This window comes from Massilia sp. 01N410, assembly GCF_056399665.1.
Genome location: NZ_JBFTRV010000002.1, coordinates 158,336 through 173,354, shown reverse-complemented (window position 1 = coordinate 173,354; position 15,019 = coordinate 158,336). Strand labels below are relative to the sequence as shown.

Here is a 15,019-nt window from a genome sequence, read left to right as displayed (position 1 = left end):
GAGCGGTTTTTTACAAAATCGACAGCGTTTTATAACACCGGCATAGCTTGCCTGCATACAAAATATAGAAAAACTGCAATAAACGTGGCCAAAACGCCACGCCAACCGGCAGGCCAACAAGGAACGCAAGAAGCGTCCGGGGAGACAAAACATGATCGCAGTCCTGCTGGGCGTCCTGGCGGCGTTGCTGGGTGGCGCGGGTGTGCTGGCCAAGCATGAGGCCAAGGACCGTCCGCTCGAACGCTTCGACATCCCGACCACCATGTCGGTGGCGGCCGCCGGCGTGCAGAACGTCGCCATCGAGCCGTTCTCCGAACTCAAGTACAAGAACATCGTCCACCAGGCCTACGACTACAGCTGCGGCTCGGCGGCCCTGGTCACCATCCTCAAGTACCACCTCGGCATCGACGTCAGCGAACAGCAGTCGATGGAAGGCATGATGGCCTTCGGCGAGAAGGACAAGATCATCGAGCGGCGCGGCTTTTCGCTGCTCGACATGAAGCGCTACCTGGCCTCTATCAACGTGCAGAGCGCGGGCTTCCGCGCCGAGATGGCCGACCTCCTGACCCTCGACCAGCCGGGCATCGTGCCGATCGACTACGCCGGCTTCAAGCACTTCGTGGTGCTGCGCGGCGTGCGCGGCGGCCTGGTGTTCCTGGCCGATCCGGCGATGGGCAACATCACCTTCCCGGTCGACGAATTCGCGACCCTGTGGGACCGCAACACCCTGTTCCTGGCCTATCCGCCGAAGGACAGGCCGCCGGTCATGAAGCTGGCCCTGTCCGATCACGAACTGGGCGTGGCCGACATGGACCGCGTGCGCGACCGCGGCCTGCTGCGCCCGATCGACAACCAGCTGCAGATGGAGCGCCTGCTGAACGGCTTCGGCGGCGTCTCGATCCGGAAACAATAGAAACAGACCACCACAAGGACCACCATGAAGATTCGTTCCCTGCTGGCGCTGGCCGTTTGCGGCCTGCTCGTCCAAGCGCCGGCCTTTGCCCAGCAGTCGTCGGCGCCCGCGACCTCGGATGCGGTGCGCGACGCCCTCGCGAAGAAGGATGGCGACGCCGACAACACCACCTTGCTGAAGGAGACGCTGACCGCCGTCGACAAGCAGTATTCGCTGATCCGCAAGGGCCAGGTCCAGCTGAACTACGAACTGAATTACGCCTACATCGGCCAGGAGAAGATCAACACCGACCTGAGCTCCGGGCTCGCGACCCTGTTCTCGATCGAGAACAGCAATTCGCACACGGTCACCAACACCCTGATGCTCGACTACGGCGTGCGCAACAACCTGACCGCCAACGTCATCATGCCCTTCATCAGCCGCTACGCCGACAATACCGGCTACTCGGGCGTCTCGCACACGATCGGCGACCTGGGCCTGAACGTGCGCTGGCAGCCGCTCGAGGTCAAGCGCGACGAGCCGACCTTCACCATCACCGGCGGCGTGCGCCTGGCCACCGGCGAGAGTCCCTTCAAGGTCGACAGCGAAAAGGGCCTGGCGACCGGCTCCGGCGTCAATACCTTCAGCCTCGGCGCCAACGTGACCCGCATCGTCGACCCGGTGGCGCTGTTCGGCTCCGTCAACGTCGGCTACGGCCTGAAGGCCAAGCACCTGCACCAGCAGCTGACCGGCGCCACGCTGCGCGAAGTGCAGCCGGGCGCCAGCTTCGGCTTCGGTCTCGGCTTCGCGTATGCGCTGTCGTACAAGATCACGACCTCGTTCTCGTTCCAGGAATCGATCTCGGCACGCTCCACGCTGACCTTCGAAAACGATGCCGGGACCCGCACCAAGGCCCAGACCCAGACCCAGAGCGCCGGCATCCTGTCGATCGGCCTGGGCTACCGCTTCACGCCCAAGACCACCGTCAACGTCACCGTCGGCGCCGGCCTGACCGCGGCGGCGCCGAACCTGTCGCTGACCATGAGCGTGCCGCTGCTGCTGAAATGAAGACCCGCCTGCTTGCCGCCGCCGTGGCCTCGGCCACGCTGGCCGCCGCGCTGCCGGCGGCGCGGGCCGGCGTCACCGACAACCTGGCCACCAGCCCGACCGCGATGGCGATGGGGAATGCGGTGACGGCCGACCCGCCGGGGATCGAGTCGATCCACTTCAACCCCGCCGGCCTGGCGCGCCTGACCGGCAGCCAGCACATCGACACCCTGTTCGTCGCTTCGATCCGCAATCCGAACAAGTTCGTGACCGCGCCCGACATCGACATCGGCGGCTTCAAGGACGACCCGATCAACGGCACCTCGAGCGGACCGGTGCGGCAAGCCATCGGGATCCCCTTCATCGGCATACCGAAGGCGCGGCTGCCGGCGGTGGCGGTGCCGGGGCTGGGCTTCTCGTACAACGCGCCCGGTTCGAACTGGACCTTCGGCACCCTGGTCTACCTGTCGCAGGCGATGAGCGTGGACCGCACCAAGGACCCGAACGACCCGGCGCGCTTCGACGGCCGCCTGGTCCAGCTGGAGCGTCTGAACTACCTGTCGCCGACCGCCGCCTACAAGATCTCGGACACGCTGCGGGTTGGCCTTTCGGTGCCGATCGCCTATTCCATCTTCGCGATCAACACCGACTTCCGGGCGCCGAACAAGCTGCTCGGCACGGTCGGCCAGCTGCAGCGGGCGATGTGCCCGAACGGCAACGGCACGGTGATCGACACCCTGACCTTCGGCCTGTGCGGCGGCGGTCCGGAAGCCATGGTCGACCCGTTCAAGCGCGCGGCCAACATCGACTTCGACCTGCACGCCTCCTTCGATCCGACCGTCAATGTCGGCATCCTGTGGGAGCCGAAGAAGTGGTTCGCGCTGGGCCTGGTGTATCAGGGCGGCAGCACCACCACTTTCCGCGGCCAGTACATGGTGCACTCCGACCCGATGCTGCGCGGCTTCGTGCGCGGCCTGAATTCCAGCCTGCTGGGGCCGATCGTCGGTGCCGTCACCGGCATGCCGTCCTCCATCCCCGAGTACCAGAGCGGCAACATGACGGCGAAGATTCCCTTCCCGTGGCGGGTGCAGGCCGGCATCAAGCTGATGGCGACCGACTACGTGCAGCTGAACGCGGACGTCAGCTATGCCGACTGGAACAAGTGGAACCAGCTGACCTTCGAGTTCGACCAGAGCGTCAAGCTGCTCGAGATGGCGCGCCTGTTCGGCTATGCGAACTCGCGCCAGGCCACCTTCAAGATGGGCTTCAGAAGCGTGGTCAACTTCAGCTTCGGCACCCAGATCAACCTGACCAGGAAGCTGTCGCTGCGGGCCGGTTACGAGCCGCGCAAGAGTTCGATCCCGGGCAACCAGATGAGCCTCCTGGCGCCGCTGCCGGACACGAAGTTGAAGAGCCTGGGCCTGCGCTACAAATTCGACAGCGGCGCCGAGGTGAACCTCACCGGCAGCTACATCAAGGGCAGCTACGACATCCCGGCGCGCAGCGACTGCAACCTGAACTGCGACAATTTCTTCAACCTGATCTATAACCCGTATGCGGCGACCTCGGTGTCGGGGAGCCTGATTGTGCGCTATTTTGGCGCGTCTTATACGCGCCCGTTTTAGCCGCGCGTCGTATACGCGGCCGTTCTGAACTTACATTTGGAGTGATGAGATGAACATGTCCCGATCGATGTCTGTAATAGGTGTGGCCGCGGGCCTGGCCCTGGCCCTGGCGGGGAGCGCCTGCGCCCAGAACGCGGCGGGCGTGCCGGCCGAGAAGCAGGCGCCGGTGAAGCGCGTACTGGCCAAGATGGCGCTCGATTCCGTCGGCATGCAGATGCTGCAGGCCCCGGTGGCCGAGATGGTCCGCCAGTCGCGCGTGGTGGTCACCAGCCGGGTGCCGGCCGAGAAGCAGGAAGCGGCGATGAAGGAGGTGACCGACGAGGCCAATAAATTCATCGAGCAGGAAGCGCCGCCGCTGCGCGCGAGCACCCAGGCCGTGGTGCAGTCGAGCGTGGCGCCGCTGCTGGCGCAGAAGTTCAGCACCGAGGAACTCAAGCAGCTGGCCGACATCCTCGAGTCGCCGCTGCTGGCCAAGTTCGAGAGCCTGGTGCCGGAGATGAAGCGGACCGTCGGCGAGAACGTGGCCAAGGCCAACGCCGCTCAGATCCAGCCGAAGATGACGGAGCTGCAGAACCGCGTCGGCCTGCGCCTGCGCACCGCGGTGGGGCAGTAAGCGATGGACTGGATGACGCAGAAGCGCGAGAAATCCCAGCTGGGTCAGATCCTGCTGGGCAAGAAGCTGATTTCGGAAGCCCAGCTGGATGCGGCGATCCGCGAGCAGGGCCGCAGCGGCCGCAGGCTGGGCGAGATCCTGGCCGACATGAAGCTGATCACCGAAGCCCAGGTACGCGGTGCGATCCGGCGCCAGCGCAACCTTCGGATGGCGGCGGCGCTGGCGGCGGCCCTGCTGGGGCCCTTGCACGCCTATGCCGCGGTGACGGCGGCGCCGGCCGCGGCGGTGTCGACCCGCGCGGCCGGCGAGCGCTCGCTGCGCGAATTGTCGGACGAGGAGCTGGGCGAGATCATGGCCCAAGGATGGAACAAAGGCGGGGACGACGCCGCCCTGCGCGACCAGGCCCGCCAGCTGGAGCTGCGCCTGGCCGCCCTGACCGGCCAGGCCGGCGTGAATGCGGCCCGCAACCCGGTGAGCGCGCTGCCGGACGGCGGCGTGCGTGTGCTGGGCGAGCTGGCCCAGGTCTTCAATCCGCTGGCGATGCTGCTGTCGGCCGACACCACGGTGCGCGACGTGAGCTATGACGCCGCGAATTCGCACGCAGTGATCAACAAGGACGGTTCGATCACGCTGCGCATGCCCAGCACCATCGGCGAGATCAGCTTCCGCAATATCCGCGTGGGGAGTGCGCCGGGGCCGAGCTTCGGCAGCGTGGAAATTCGCGATATCGATTTGCGGGGGACGACGATCAGTGTGAAGCCGCACTGAAATCGTTGGCTTCAAAACGTCGTCCCCGCGCAGGCGGGGACCCAAGTTTGCGAGCGTTAACGCAGCGCATGCAGAACTTGGATCCCCGCCTTCGCGGGGACGACGTAATTTTAGTGCGGGCGACCTTGTTTTATCGGTTGGCTCAGCGCAAGCCGAGCAGCGCCAGCACGCGTTCGCGGCTGACGCCCACCAGCGCCGAGGTCAGCGACAGCAGCGACTCGTAGTCGGGCTTCGTGGCGGTGCTGGCGAACTGCTGGGCCGCGTCCTGGGCTTCCGGCGGCGGGGTGGTCGCCTGGGTCATTTCGACGGTGGCGGCCGACAGCGCGTTGCTGGCGGCGTCGCGCGAACGGCGTACGCGTTCGAGCGCCTGCACCACTTCGCGCAGGCTGGAACGCAGGGCGTCGCCGGTGCTGTCCGCGGGCCACTGCTGCGGGGCGAGCGCGGGCGAGACTTCATCGGTGGCCACGCGGCCGCGGCCACTGATCGCGATGCTGTCCTTGACCGCCGGCCAGTTCGATTCCGGCGTCGAAAACACCAGCCCGCCCTGGCCATCGAGACCGGCGCGCACGCCCATCGGCGACATCGCGCGGTCGATCGCGGCCGCGATCTCGTCGTCGGTCTGGTCGGGGCCGATGCTCACCGACAGTTGCGGACCGCCGTTGCCGCCGACCGAGAAGGCCAGGCTCTGCGGACCGGCGCTGCGCAGCGAGGCGAGATCCAGGCCGCGGATGCGGAAGCGCTGGGTGGCCGGGTTGCCGGTGAAATTCAGGTTGCTGTCGATGCCGCCGCCGGCGTTCTTCTGGCGCGCGGCGAGGGTCGCGGCGAGCTGGCGCACCTGGGCGCCCAGCTGGCTGTCGTTCTGCTGGCGGGCGGCGCTGCGGGCGCCGGCCAGCTTGGTGCTCAGCGCGCCCTTCACGGCTTCGAGCTGGCCCTGGACCTGGTCGAGATAGTCGAGCGCCTGCTGGGCGCGGGCGACCTGGTCCTGCAGCGCGCCGACGGCGCTGGTGGCATTGCTGCGCAGCGGAGCGGCGGCGCTGCCGGCCACCTGCTTGTCGGTAGCGCCGGTTTCGCTCGTGTTCGTGGCGGCGCGTGACCGCACCACGGGCGCCGAGACGCGCGCGCGGGTGTCAAGGGGGCTGCCGGTGCCGCCGGCGGTCGTTGTACGTAATGTGGTTTCCATTGCGGATCAGAGCGCTGCGAACAGGGAGAGATTACCGATCTTGCTGTATGCCTTGTAGCTTGCCTGGAGTGCCGTCGAATAGCCGTTCAGATCGATCGCCGCCGTACCGACGTCGAGCTGGCTGAGGTCGAGCAGCGCCGTCTGGTTCGACAGGCTGACGTTCGCGTGGTTGGCGTCGATCGTCTTGAGGATGTTCTGCTGGCCGCCGAGTACCGCGACCTTGCCGGAAAAGAGATTCATGGCGGCGTCGAAGCCGTCCAGGTTGTTCGAGAGGACGGTGCGCACGGCCGGATCGCTCGGGTTCACGCCCGGCGCCGACAGGGTGGAGATGGTCTGGTCGAGCTGGTTGAGCAGCTTTTCCAGGCCGCTCACGTTCTGGTTCGCGACCTGGGTGATGCCGTTGCCGACCACCACGGTCTGGTCGTTGACGTTGCCGGCGAAGCTGTAGCGCGAGCCCAGCGGCGCGCTGGCGTCGAAAGCGATCGGCGCGACGTTGGTGGCGGTGCCGGAGAACAGGTAGCGGCCTTCCTGGTCGATCGAATTGGCGGTGTACATCAGGCTGTCGCGCAGGGCGCTCAGCGAGGTCACCATCGCGTTCAGGTCGGCCGGGGCATTGCTGCCGTCCGAGGCCCACACCAGCAGGTCGCGGCCGGAGTTCATGTCGCCGGTCATATTGCCCAGGTAGACCTCGTTCTTCGACAGGCGCTGCTGCACCGCGACGATGTTGTCGCGGTACTGGGCGATGGAAGCTTCCTCGCGTTTCAGGCGCGAGATGCGCACGCTGCCGACCGGGTCGTCCGACGGTACCTGGATGCGGTTGCCGTTGGCCATCTGCTGGGTCAGCTCGGTGATGCGGGCCTGGTTCTTCTGCAGCGATGCATTCATCATCGCCTGGTATTGGCTGGTCGCGATACGCATGGTTCTCTCCCTACTCTCAACCCATCATCGCCAGGGTGGCGTCGAACAGTGCGTTCGCGACCGACATCACCTTCATATTGGCCTGGTACATTTTCTGGTATTCGACGAGATTCACCGCTTCCTCGTCCTGGTTCACGCCGCTGGTCGACTGCCAGTCCGCCTCGGCCTGGCCGCGCATGGACTGGTAGGTGTCGAGCGCGCCCTTGTTCTGCTGGCTGTCGACCGCCAGCTTGCCGACCAGCTGGGTGTCGGCGTCGCTGAGCAGCACCGAGCCCAGGCCGGTGAGCGAGATCGACTGGCTCTTGATGGCGACCAGCTTCTGCAGGTTGCCGGTGTCGCCGGGCGTGCCGTCGCTGGAGAAGGCCAGGTCGGCAGTCTGGAAGCCGCTCGCCACCTGCAGCATGTTCGAAGTGCTGCCCGGGGTGTAGACGAACAGCGGCTTGCCGGGGTTGCCGTCCATGGTCTTGCCGAGCGCGAGCTGGTTGTTGACCTTGTCGGCCAGCTGCTGGGCCATCTCGGCCACGTTGTTCTGCAGCGGCAGCAGCACGTCTTTCTCGTAGGCGGACAGGCCGCCCAGCTGCCCGCCGGCGCGGGTCACGTCGAGGCCGAAGGTGGTGCCGGCGAAGCTCAGGCTGAAGCTCTGGTCGGCGCTGCCGGTGACGGTCAGCTTGCCGGCGACGCTGCCCAGCACCAGCGACTGGCCGCTTTTCAGCGAGACGTTGCGGGTGCCGTCCGGCTGGTCGCTGACTTCGAGCGCCATCTGGCTGGCCAGGCTGTCGATCGCCTGGTCGCGCTGGTCGATCAGCGAGGAGGCATTGCTGCCGGTGGCATTGGCGTTGGCGATGCGGGAGTTCAGCGAGGCGATCGCGGCGATCGAGGTGTTGGCCGAGTCGACGATCGCGCTGCGCTGCTGGCGCAGCGACTGCAACTGCGAGTTGTAGACGTTGTTCAGGCTGTTGAAGCGCTGCGACAGCAGGCCGGCCGCGGTCACCACCTGCTGGCGCAGCGGGGTCGAGGTCGGATCGACGCCGGCCACCGCGTTCAGGGCCGCGAAGAATTTGTCGATGCCGCCCGACAGGCTGGCGTCGTCGTTGCCCATCACGGTTTCGAGCTGGGTCAGGTAAGGCTGGGTCTGTGAACGCTCGCCCAGGTCGGACCCGGCGCGCCACAGCTGCTGGGTCTTGTAGTTGTCCGAAAAACGCATCAGCGAGCTGACGATCACACCGTTGCCGGCCTGGGTCGAGCCGGCCGCGGGGCCGACCGCGCTCAGCAGGGCTGCCTGGCGGGTGTAACCCTTGGTCTGCAGGTTGGCGATGTTCTGGCTGCTCGAGGACAGGGCCAGTTGCGATGCCAGCGCGCCGGACAGTGCGTTATTCAGGATGCTCATTGCGTGTCTTTCTTATTCGGGATCAGCAAGCGATCAGTAAGCGGTCAATCATCAAGGGCGACCGTTTACTTGGATTTATTAAGTCCTTGCGGCAACAATTGCCGCAGAATCGCATCCGCCACGCCGAAGGCACGCTGGTTCGCCATGTGGCCGGCCAGCAGCTTGTCGGCCATGTCCAGCATGTCGCTGTTGACCGGATCCTTCATCGGGCTGTCCTCGGGCGCCAGGGTGCGCTGGCTTTCGCGCATCTGCTGCAGCATGTGCGAGATGAAGAAGCTCTCGAATTCGACGGCGGCCTTGGTGGCCTTCTTCACGTATTCGCGGTCCGCCGAGGCGGGGGCGGGCAGGTCGGCGGCCGGCGCCACCGTGCCAGTGTCCTTGTCGGCGGCTTGCGCCTGTGCGTTCAGCGGGTCGAGTTTATCGAGCATCAGATCACCACCAGTTCGCCTTCGATGGCGCCGGCCTGGTCCAGCGCCTGCAGGATCGCCATGATGTCGTCCGGCGACGCGCCCAGGCTGTTGACCACGTCGATGATGGTCTGCAGCTTGGCGCCGGCCGGCCAGTGGAACATCTGGCCCGAGCCCTGGTCGACGGAGACCTTGGATTGCGGCGTGACCTGGGTCTGGCCCTTCGAGAAGGGGCCAGGCTGGCTGACCGCCGAGCTTTCCGAGATCACGACCTTCAGCGCGCCGTGGGTGACGGCCGCCGATTTCACGCGCAGGCCGTCGGAGATCACCACGGTGCCGGTGCGCGAGTTGAACACGACCTTCGGCACTTCGAGGCCGGCTTCGACCGGCATGTTTTCCAGCTTGGCCACAAAAGCGACCCGCTCGGTCGGATTGACCGGCGCGACCACTTCGACGCTGGTGCCGTCGGCGGTGGTGGCGACTTGGCCGAAGCGGCGGTTGATGGCCTCGACGACGTTGGTGGCGGTGTCGAAGTTCGGATGGCGCAGGCGCAGCACCACCTGCTGGCGGGTCGCGAAATCGGTCGGGATCTCGCGCTCGATCTGGGCGCCGTTCGGGATCCGGCCGCCGGTCGGTGTATTCACCGTCACCGAGGAGCCGCTCTTGCCGGATGCCGACAGGCCGCCGACCACCAGGTTGCCCTGGGCCAGGGCGTAGACTTCATTGTCGGCCGCGCGCAGCTGGGTGAGCAGCAGGGTGCCGCCGCGCAGGCTCTTGGCGTCGCCCAGCGAGGACACGGTGACGTCGATCGCCTGGCCGCGGCGGTAACCCGGCGGGAACACGGCCGACACCATCACCGCGGCGACATTCTTGTTCTTCGCTTCTTCGCCGTTCGGCAGCTTGACGCCAAACTGCTTGAGCATGTTGACCACCGACTGGCTCGAATACTTCACCTGGGTCGAGTCGCCGCTGCCGTTCAGGCCGACCACCAGGCCGTAGCCGACCAGCGGGTTGTCGCGCACGCCTTCGACGCTGGCCAGGTTGCGCAGCGGCTGCACGCGGCTCTGCGGCATGGCGGTAGCCGCCGCGCTTGCCGGACGGGCGGCCGACGCGGCCGGCGCCGCCAGGGCGGGCAGGGCCAGGGCCGCGGCCAGTGCCATCGAAATGATACGGAAAACCGAACCAGTGGAAGAAATTCGAATCATGTTTTGCCTTGGGTAGCGCTCAGAACGGCATCAGCGGACCGGTGAAGAACCGGGTCAGCCAGCCGGGCGTGTTGGCTTCGGCCAGCGTGCCCTGGCCGGAGTAGGCGATGCGGGCATTCGCCACGCGCAGCGAGGACACCTGGTTGTCGTTGTCGATGTCGGCGGCGCGCAGGTAGCCGGCCACGCGCAGGAATTCCTCGCCCTGGTTCAGTTGCAGGCGCTTCTCGCCGGCCACGCGCAGCAGGCCGTTCGGCAGCACTTCCTGCACGATCACGGTGACGGCGCCGGACAGCGCGTTCTGCTGGGTGCTGGTGGAATCGCCCTGGAAGCTGCGGTCGGCGCTGGCGCCGACGCCGGTGCGGCCCAGGGGCTTGCCGAGCAGGGTGATCGGGTTCACGGTGGCGCTCGACCCCTTCGAGAAGCTGGTACCGGCCTTCTTGCTGGCCTGGGTGGTTTCCTGCAGCAGCACGGTGACGACGTCGCCGACGCGGAAGGCGCGCGCATCGGAGGTCAGCGACACGGTGTCGGACGAGAACACGCCGCCGGAGATGCCGGCGCGGGCCGCCGACGCCTTCGGCAGGGCCAGCGCGTCGTCGACCGGCTTCGGGTTGTTCAGGGGGACGCTCGAAGCGCAGCCCGCGAGCAGCAATGCGGCTACTGCCGCGGTGGTCAGACGGATCATGTGATGAGCGTATTAGCGGGAAGCGGAAGCCAGGTACTGCAGCATGTTGTCGGCGGCCGACAGCACCTTGGTGTTCATCTCGTAGGTGCGCTGGGCGGCGATCATGTCGACCATCTCCTCGACCACCTGCACGTTCGAGCCTTCCAGCGCGCCCTGCTTGATCTTGCCGAAGGCGCCGTCGCCGGCCCGGCCTTCGTTCGGGGTGCCGCTGGCGGCGGTTTCCTGGAACAGGTTCTCGCCCAGGGCCTGCAGGCCGGCCGGGTTGACGAAGGTGGTCAGGGTCAGCTGGCCCAGTTCGGTCGGCGCGATATTGCCCGGGACGGTCGCGCTGACCATGCCGTTCTCGCCGATGGTGATGCCGGTGGCGTTGTTCGGCACCGTGATCTGCGGCACCAGCGGCAGGCCTTGCGCGTTGACCAGCACGCCGTTCGCATCGACCGCCAGCTGGCCGGCGCGGGTATAGGCCGGCTGGCCGTCCGGACGGCGCACTTGCAGGAAGCCGTTACCGGAGATCGCCACGTCGAGCGACTGGCCGGTGGTCTGGATGCTGCCGTTGGTGAAGACCTTCTGGGTGCCGACGATGTGGGTACCGTTGCCGAGCTGGACGCCGTTGGAGACGGTGTTGTCGGCGGTCTGGGCGCCCGGCTGCTTGTCGACCTGGTAGAACAGGTCTTCGAACACCACGCGGTCGCGCTTGAAGCCGACGGTGTTCACGTTGGCCAGGTTGTTGGCGATGGCTTGCAGTTTTGCGTCCTGGGCCTGCACGCCGGTCTTGCTGATCCACATTGCTGGATTCATGGACTACTCCTTGTTCATGGGGTCAGAGCCCGGTTCTCTCGGGTGGGCTCTGACCCCATCTGATTACGATTAGGCGCCGATGAGACGGTTGCCCGCTTCATTCATGCTGTCGCTGGCCTTGAACAGGCGCATCTGGATTTCGAAGCTGCGGTTCAGGCTCATGGTCGCGACCATTTCCTCGACCGCCGAGACATTGCTGCCCTCGAGGGCGCGCGGCTTGACCTTGACCGCCGGGTCGGCCGCCAGGTTGGCGCCGTCGCGGGTGACGATCAGGCCGGCCTCGTTCTTGGTCAGTTCGGTGCCTTCGGCATTCACGAGCTTGAGCTTGTCGACCACCTGCATCTGGGTCGCGCCTTCGGTCAGCACCGAGATCGTGCCATCTAGGCCGATCTCCACCGCGGTGTGCGGGGGCAGGGTGATCGGACCGCCTTCGCCGAGCAGCGGACGGCCGTGCACCGACAGCGCGCCCTCGGCGTCGATCTCGATCTCGCCCGAGCGGGTATAGGCTTCGCCGTCGCCGAACTGCACGGCGAGGTAGCCCTGGCCGCCGATCGCGACATCCAGCGGACGGCCGGTTTCGCGCACGCTGCCGGCGCGGGTCAGGACGGCGTCGGCCCGCATGGTCGACAGGTGGCGGTCGTCGTAGCCGAAGCCGGCCAGCTCCGTGTTCCCTGCCGTTTCCATGCTGGCGCGGAAACCGGAGGTATCCATGTTCGCCAGGTTGTTGGCGTGGACCTGCTGCGAGCGCAGCAGGCGTTCGGCGCCGGAGACGGCGGTGAAGATCAGCTTGTCCATTACAGGGCCTGCATCAGGGCCTGCATCATCTGGCTCTCGGTGGTCAGCACCTTCGAGTTGGCCTGATAGTTGCGTTGGGAGGTCATCAGGCCGACCAGTTCGGAGGTGATGTCGACGTTCGAGCCTTCCAGCGCGCCGGTGTTCAGCTTGCCCGACAGGCCCACGCCCGGCACGCTGTACAGGGCGGCGCCGGAATCGGCGTTGGCGGTCCAGCTGGTGTCGCTGATCGCCTGCAGGCCGCCTTCGTTGGGGAAGGTCGCGATGGCGACGGTGCCGACCACCTGCGACTGGTCGTTGCTGTACTTGGCGACCAGCGAGCCGTCCTTCGACAGCTCGACGCCGACGAAGGCGCCCGAAGCGTAGCCGTCGCTGCGGTTGGTGGTGGTGGTGGCTTCGCCGGCGAAGCGGGTGGTGCCGGTGTAGTCGAAGGCGATGGAGCTTGCGGCTGCGCCGCCGGTCGCCGGGATGGCGACGGTGCTGGTGCCGCCGCTTGCCAGCGCGCCCTGGTTGTCGAAGGTCAGCGTCGCGCCCTTGGTCGGGGTGCCGGCCGAATCGACGGCGTAGTAGACGTCGACGGTATTGTCGCCGGTCTTGACGAAGTAGGACGAAACGGTGTGCTGGGCGCCCAGCGAGTCGTAAGCGACCGACTGCTTGACCATGTTGTAGGTGGTCGAATCGCCCGGGCTCGGAGTGCCGGCGATCGGCTTCCAGTCGGACGACAGATTGCCGACGAAGTTGACCTTGGTGGTCGCCACCGCCGGGATCTGGCCGGTCGGCACCAGGAGGTCGCCCATGATGCCCAGCGCGCCGCCGTTGGCCGGACCGTAGCCCTGGACCTTCTTGCCGTTGCTGTCGATCAGATAGCCCTTGGTGTCGGTCGAGAAGATGCCGACGCGGGTATAGGTCAGGCCGCCCTGCGGGTCGCGGCTGACGAAGAAGCCGCGGCCGTCGATGGCGGCGTCGAGGGCGCGGCCGGTGGTCTGGGTGCTGCCGTTCTGGCCGATGGTCTGGGTCAGCGAGCCGACCTGCACGCCGTTGGCGGACGTGCCGGCATAGACCGAGGCGAAGTTCGCGCGGCTGCTCTTGAAGCCGTAGGTGGCGGCGTTGGCGATGTTGTTCGAAGTGGTTTCCAGCGACTGGTTGATGGCCTGGATGCCGGACAGGGCGATGTCGAAGCTCATGTCGATTCCTTGTTCTTTAAGATGCGGTTTTACCGTTGAAACCGGTGATGGACGAGGGATCGACCTCGCCGATGTTCGCCACCTGCAGCACCACGCCGCCGTTCGCGACGCGCACGCTGTTCAGGCGTGCGGCGACTTCGATCTGCGGGGAGGTGCCGTCCGAAGGCTTGGCCTGGATCGCATAGGTACCCGGCGGCAGGCCGAGTGCATCCGGGTCGATCGTGAACGACTGCGCGCCCGAACCATGGGCGCCCAGTTCGATCGTGTGCTGCTGGCCATCGAGGCCGGTCAGCACCAGCGTGGTGGCGCTGCTGGCGCCGTTCAGCTGGATGCTGCCGTTGACCTTGCTGCCGTCCAGCTTGACGGCATTCGTCGCGACCGTGACTTCCGAGCCGACCTGGCTGCCCATCGCCAGGGTCTGCATGCTCTGCAGGATGCTGGCGTTGGCGGTGGTCATCTGCGACAGGTTCTGCAGCGCCTCGGTCTGGGACAGCTGCGACAGCTGGTTGACGTAGGCGGTCGGGTCCTGCGGCGACAGCGGATCCTGGTTCCGGATCTGCGCCACCAGCAGCTTGGTGAACATGTCGCGGTTCTCGCTGGTGCTCGCCTGGGCCGCGACCTTGGCCGAGCCCTGGGTGCCGGTGCCGTTGAACTGGCTGTTGGTGGTGGAGGTGGTGGCGACCATCAGCTTTCTCCCAGCTTCAGCAGCGACTGCTGCATCGACTTGATGCGGCCCAGTACTTCGACATTGGTCTCGAATGCGCGCGAGGCCGACATCATGTCGGCCATCTCGGCCACTTCGTTGACGTTGGTGTAATAGACCATGCCTTCGGCATCGGCCTTCGGATTGTCCGGCTCGTGCACGCGGCGCAGCGGCTCGGCGCTCTGCACCACGTCCAGCACGCGCACGCCGCCGCCGGCGGCACTGTCCATCGCGGCGGCGAACACCGGCTTGCGCGCGCGGTAGGCTTCGGCCTCCGAGCCGGCCGACACGTCGGCGTTGGCCAGGTTGCTGGCGATCGTGTTCAGGCGCACCGACTGCGCCGCCATCGCCGAACCGGCGATCTGCGAGATATCTTTGAAGCCCATGCTGGTCGTGCCCCTTATTGGCCGTTGATGGCCTTGGCCAGGCCACGCAGCTGCATGTTGATGAAGGTGAGGCTGGTATTGAAGTCGGAGGCGTTCTGCGAGAACGCGGCCTGTTCGACCCCGATCTCGACGGTGTTGCCGTCGGCGCTGGGGTGGTAGGGCACGCGGTACAGCGGCGAGTCGTCGCCGAGGCTCAGCTGGCCGTTGTCCGCATCCTGGCGTTCCTGCATCATGGCGCCGAAGTCGAGGTCGCGCGCGGTAAAGCCTGGCGTGCTCTCGTTCGCGATGTTGGCGGCCAACACCTTGGTGCGCTCGGCGCGTACCTCGAGCGCGTCGGCATGCACCCCGAGCGCGGCCTTGAAGTTAATCGTCATGTGCAGAAACCTCCGGTTTTATTTGAACTTCAGTGTGATTGGTTAGAATCAGGTTTTT

17 protein-coding genes are annotated in these 15,019 nt (G+C 66.4%); 5 read left to right on the top strand and 12 right to left on the bottom strand.

What is annotated here, in order from left to right; all coding sequences use genetic code 11:
• The first annotated feature begins 151 nt into the window (after window positions 1–151).
• The 5 genes from AC1DOP_RS03460 to AC1DOP_RS03440 are packed head-to-tail and all read left to right on the top strand — an operon-like array spanning window position 152 to window position 4,945.
• A complete protein-coding gene (locus AC1DOP_RS03460) occupies window positions 152–913 on the top strand; it encodes a C39 family peptidase (protein WP_442122729.1) in 762 nt (253 codons plus the stop codon).
• A 24-nt stretch (window positions 914–937) separates the two neighbouring features.
• The gene (locus tag AC1DOP_RS03455; RefSeq protein ID WP_442122730.1) at window positions 938–1,960 is read left to right on the top strand and encodes a transporter; all 1,023 of its coding nucleotides are present in this window, start codon (window positions 938–940) and stop codon (window positions 1,958–1,960) included.
• Complete coding sequence (locus AC1DOP_RS03450) at window positions 1,957–3,564, top strand: OmpP1/FadL family transporter (protein WP_477249819.1); 1,608 nt, start codon at window positions 1,957–1,959, stop codon at window positions 3,562–3,564. Before AC1DOP_RS03455 ends, AC1DOP_RS03450 begins: the two co-directional genes overlap by 4 nt.
• A gap of 55 nt (window positions 3,565–3,619) precedes the next feature.
• A complete protein-coding gene (locus AC1DOP_RS03445; RefSeq protein WP_477249817.1) occupies window positions 3,620–4,177 on the top strand; it encodes a DUF2059 domain-containing protein in 558 nt (185 codons plus the stop codon).
• Window positions 4,178–4,180: 3 nt separating this feature from the next.
• Window positions 4,181–4,945 (top strand): cyclic di-GMP-binding domain-containing protein, MshE-related, encoded by a 765-nt coding sequence (locus tag AC1DOP_RS03440; protein ID WP_442122733.1) that lies wholly within the window; start codon window positions 4,181–4,183, stop codon window positions 4,943–4,945.
• A 142-nt stretch (window positions 4,946–5,087) separates the two neighbouring features.
• On the opposite strand, the gene AC1DOP_RS03435 is transcribed toward AC1DOP_RS03440, so the two are convergent.
• The 12 genes from AC1DOP_RS03435 to flgB form a co-directional block, all read right to left on the bottom strand.
• Window positions 5,088–6,125, bottom strand: coding sequence for a hypothetical protein (locus AC1DOP_RS03435; RefSeq protein ID WP_477249815.1), 1,038 nt, complete (start codon window positions 6,123–6,125; stop codon window positions 5,088–5,090).
• 6 nt (window positions 6,126–6,131) lie between these two features.
• Window positions 6,132–7,043, bottom strand: coding sequence for a flagellar hook-associated protein FlgL (gene flgL / locus AC1DOP_RS03430; protein ID WP_477249813.1), 912 nt, complete (start codon window positions 7,041–7,043; stop codon window positions 6,132–6,134).
• A 16-nt stretch (window positions 7,044–7,059) separates the two neighbouring features.
• Window positions 7,060–8,430: a flagellar hook-associated protein FlgK gene (flgK, locus tag AC1DOP_RS03425; RefSeq protein ID WP_442122736.1), complete on the bottom strand. Its 1,371-nt coding sequence runs from the start codon at window positions 8,428–8,430 to the stop codon at window positions 7,060–7,062.
• 65 nt (window positions 8,431–8,495) lie between these two features.
• Entirely contained in the window at window positions 8,496–8,858 is a 363-nt protein-coding gene (locus AC1DOP_RS03420; protein WP_442122737.1) for a rod-binding protein, read from the bottom strand.
• The gene (locus AC1DOP_RS03415) at window positions 8,858–9,997 is read right to left on the bottom strand and encodes a flagellar basal body P-ring protein FlgI (RefSeq protein WP_442122738.1); all 1,140 of its coding nucleotides are present in this window, start codon (window positions 9,995–9,997) and stop codon (window positions 8,858–8,860) included. Before AC1DOP_RS03415 ends, AC1DOP_RS03420 begins: the two co-directional genes overlap by 1 nt.
• A 64-nt stretch (window positions 9,998–10,061) precedes the next feature.
• Complete coding sequence (gene flgH, locus AC1DOP_RS03410; protein ID WP_442122739.1) at window positions 10,062–10,724, bottom strand: flagellar basal body L-ring protein FlgH; 663 nt, start codon at window positions 10,722–10,724, stop codon at window positions 10,062–10,064.
• A 12-nt stretch (window positions 10,725–10,736) separates the two neighbouring features.
• Window positions 10,737–11,522 (bottom strand): flagellar basal-body rod protein FlgG, encoded by a 786-nt coding sequence (gene flgG / locus AC1DOP_RS03405; protein ID WP_442122740.1) that lies wholly within the window; start codon window positions 11,520–11,522, stop codon window positions 10,737–10,739.
• Window positions 11,523–11,591: 69 nt separating this feature from the next.
• Window positions 11,592–12,317 (bottom strand): flagellar basal body rod protein FlgF, encoded by a 726-nt coding sequence (locus AC1DOP_RS03400; RefSeq protein WP_442122741.1) that lies wholly within the window; start codon window positions 12,315–12,317, stop codon window positions 11,592–11,594.
• Window positions 12,317–13,498, bottom strand: a complete 1,182-nt coding sequence (locus AC1DOP_RS03395) for a flagellar hook protein FlgE (RefSeq protein ID WP_442122742.1) — start codon at window positions 13,496–13,498, stop codon at window positions 12,317–12,319. The genes AC1DOP_RS03400 and AC1DOP_RS03395 overlap by 1 nt, the downstream gene beginning before the upstream one ends.
• A gap of 16 nt (window positions 13,499–13,514) precedes the next feature.
• Window positions 13,515–14,183: a flagellar hook capping FlgD N-terminal domain-containing protein gene (locus AC1DOP_RS03390; protein ID WP_477249808.1), complete on the bottom strand. Its 669-nt coding sequence runs from the start codon at window positions 14,181–14,183 to the stop codon at window positions 13,515–13,517.
• The gene (gene flgC, locus AC1DOP_RS03385; protein ID WP_442122744.1) at window positions 14,183–14,587 is read right to left on the bottom strand and encodes a flagellar basal body rod protein FlgC; all 405 of its coding nucleotides are present in this window, start codon (window positions 14,585–14,587) and stop codon (window positions 14,183–14,185) included. The genes AC1DOP_RS03390 and flgC overlap by 1 nt, the downstream gene beginning before the upstream one ends.
• Before the next feature lie 14 nt (window positions 14,588–14,601).
• Window positions 14,602–14,961 carry a flagellar basal body rod protein FlgB gene (flgB, locus tag AC1DOP_RS03380; RefSeq protein WP_442122745.1) on the bottom strand — a complete coding sequence of 120 codons (360 nt, stop codon included), beginning with the start codon at window positions 14,959–14,961 and terminating at the stop codon, window positions 14,602–14,604.
• Between the last annotated feature and the right edge of the window lie 58 nt (window positions 14,962–15,019).

Excerpts from the sequence above, each read along its gene's own strand:
- AC1DOP_RS03460 (WP_442122729.1), top strand. The coding sequence starts at position 152 with ATGATCGCAGTCCTGCTGGGCGTCCTGGCGGCGTTGCTGGGTGGCGCG.
- AC1DOP_RS03455 (WP_442122730.1), top strand. The coding sequence starts at position 938 with ATGAAGATTCGTTCCCTGCTGGCGCTGGCCGTTTGCGGCCTGCTCGTC.
- AC1DOP_RS03450 (WP_477249819.1), top strand. The coding sequence starts at position 1,957 with ATGAAGACCCGCCTGCTTGCCGCCGCCGTGGCCTCGGCCACGCTGGCC.
- AC1DOP_RS03445 (WP_477249817.1), top strand. The coding sequence starts at position 3,620 with ATGTCCCGATCGATGTCTGTAATAGGTGTGGCCGCGGGCCTGGCCCTG.
- AC1DOP_RS03440 (WP_442122733.1), top strand. The coding sequence starts at position 4,181 with ATGGACTGGATGACGCAGAAGCGCGAGAAATCCCAGCTGGGTCAGATC.
- AC1DOP_RS03435 (WP_477249815.1), bottom strand. The coding sequence starts at position 6,125 with ATGGAAACCACATTACGTACAACGACCGCCGGCGGCACCGGCAGCCCC.
- flgL (WP_477249813.1), bottom strand. The coding sequence starts at position 7,043 with ATGCGTATCGCGACCAGCCAATACCAGGCGATGATGAATGCATCGCTG.
- flgK (WP_442122736.1), bottom strand. The coding sequence starts at position 8,430 with ATGAGCATCCTGAATAACGCACTGTCCGGCGCGCTGGCATCGCAACTG.
- AC1DOP_RS03420 (WP_442122737.1), bottom strand. The coding sequence starts at position 8,858 with ATGCTCGATAAACTCGACCCGCTGAACGCACAGGCGCAAGCCGCCGAC.
- AC1DOP_RS03415 (WP_442122738.1), bottom strand. The coding sequence starts at position 9,997 with ATGGCACTGGCCGCGGCCCTGGCCCTGCCCGCCCTGGCGGCGCCGGCC.
- flgH (WP_442122739.1), bottom strand. The coding sequence starts at position 10,724 with ATGATCCGTCTGACCACCGCGGCAGTAGCCGCATTGCTGCTCGCGGGC.
- flgG (WP_442122740.1), bottom strand. The coding sequence starts at position 11,522 with ATGAATCCAGCAATGTGGATCAGCAAGACCGGCGTGCAGGCCCAGGAC.
- AC1DOP_RS03400 (WP_442122741.1), bottom strand. The coding sequence starts at position 12,317 with ATGGACAAGCTGATCTTCACCGCCGTCTCCGGCGCCGAACGCCTGCTG.
- AC1DOP_RS03395 (WP_442122742.1), bottom strand. The coding sequence starts at position 13,498 with ATGAGCTTCGACATCGCCCTGTCCGGCATCCAGGCCATCAACCAGTCG.
- AC1DOP_RS03390 (WP_477249808.1), bottom strand. The coding sequence starts at position 14,183 with ATGGTCGCCACCACCTCCACCACCAACAGCCAGTTCAACGGCACCGGC.
- flgC (WP_442122744.1), bottom strand. The coding sequence starts at position 14,587 with ATGGGCTTCAAAGATATCTCGCAGATCGCCGGTTCGGCGATGGCGGCG.
- flgB (WP_442122745.1), bottom strand. The coding sequence starts at position 14,961 with ATGACGATTAACTTCAAGGCCGCGCTCGGGGTGCATGCCGACGCGCTC.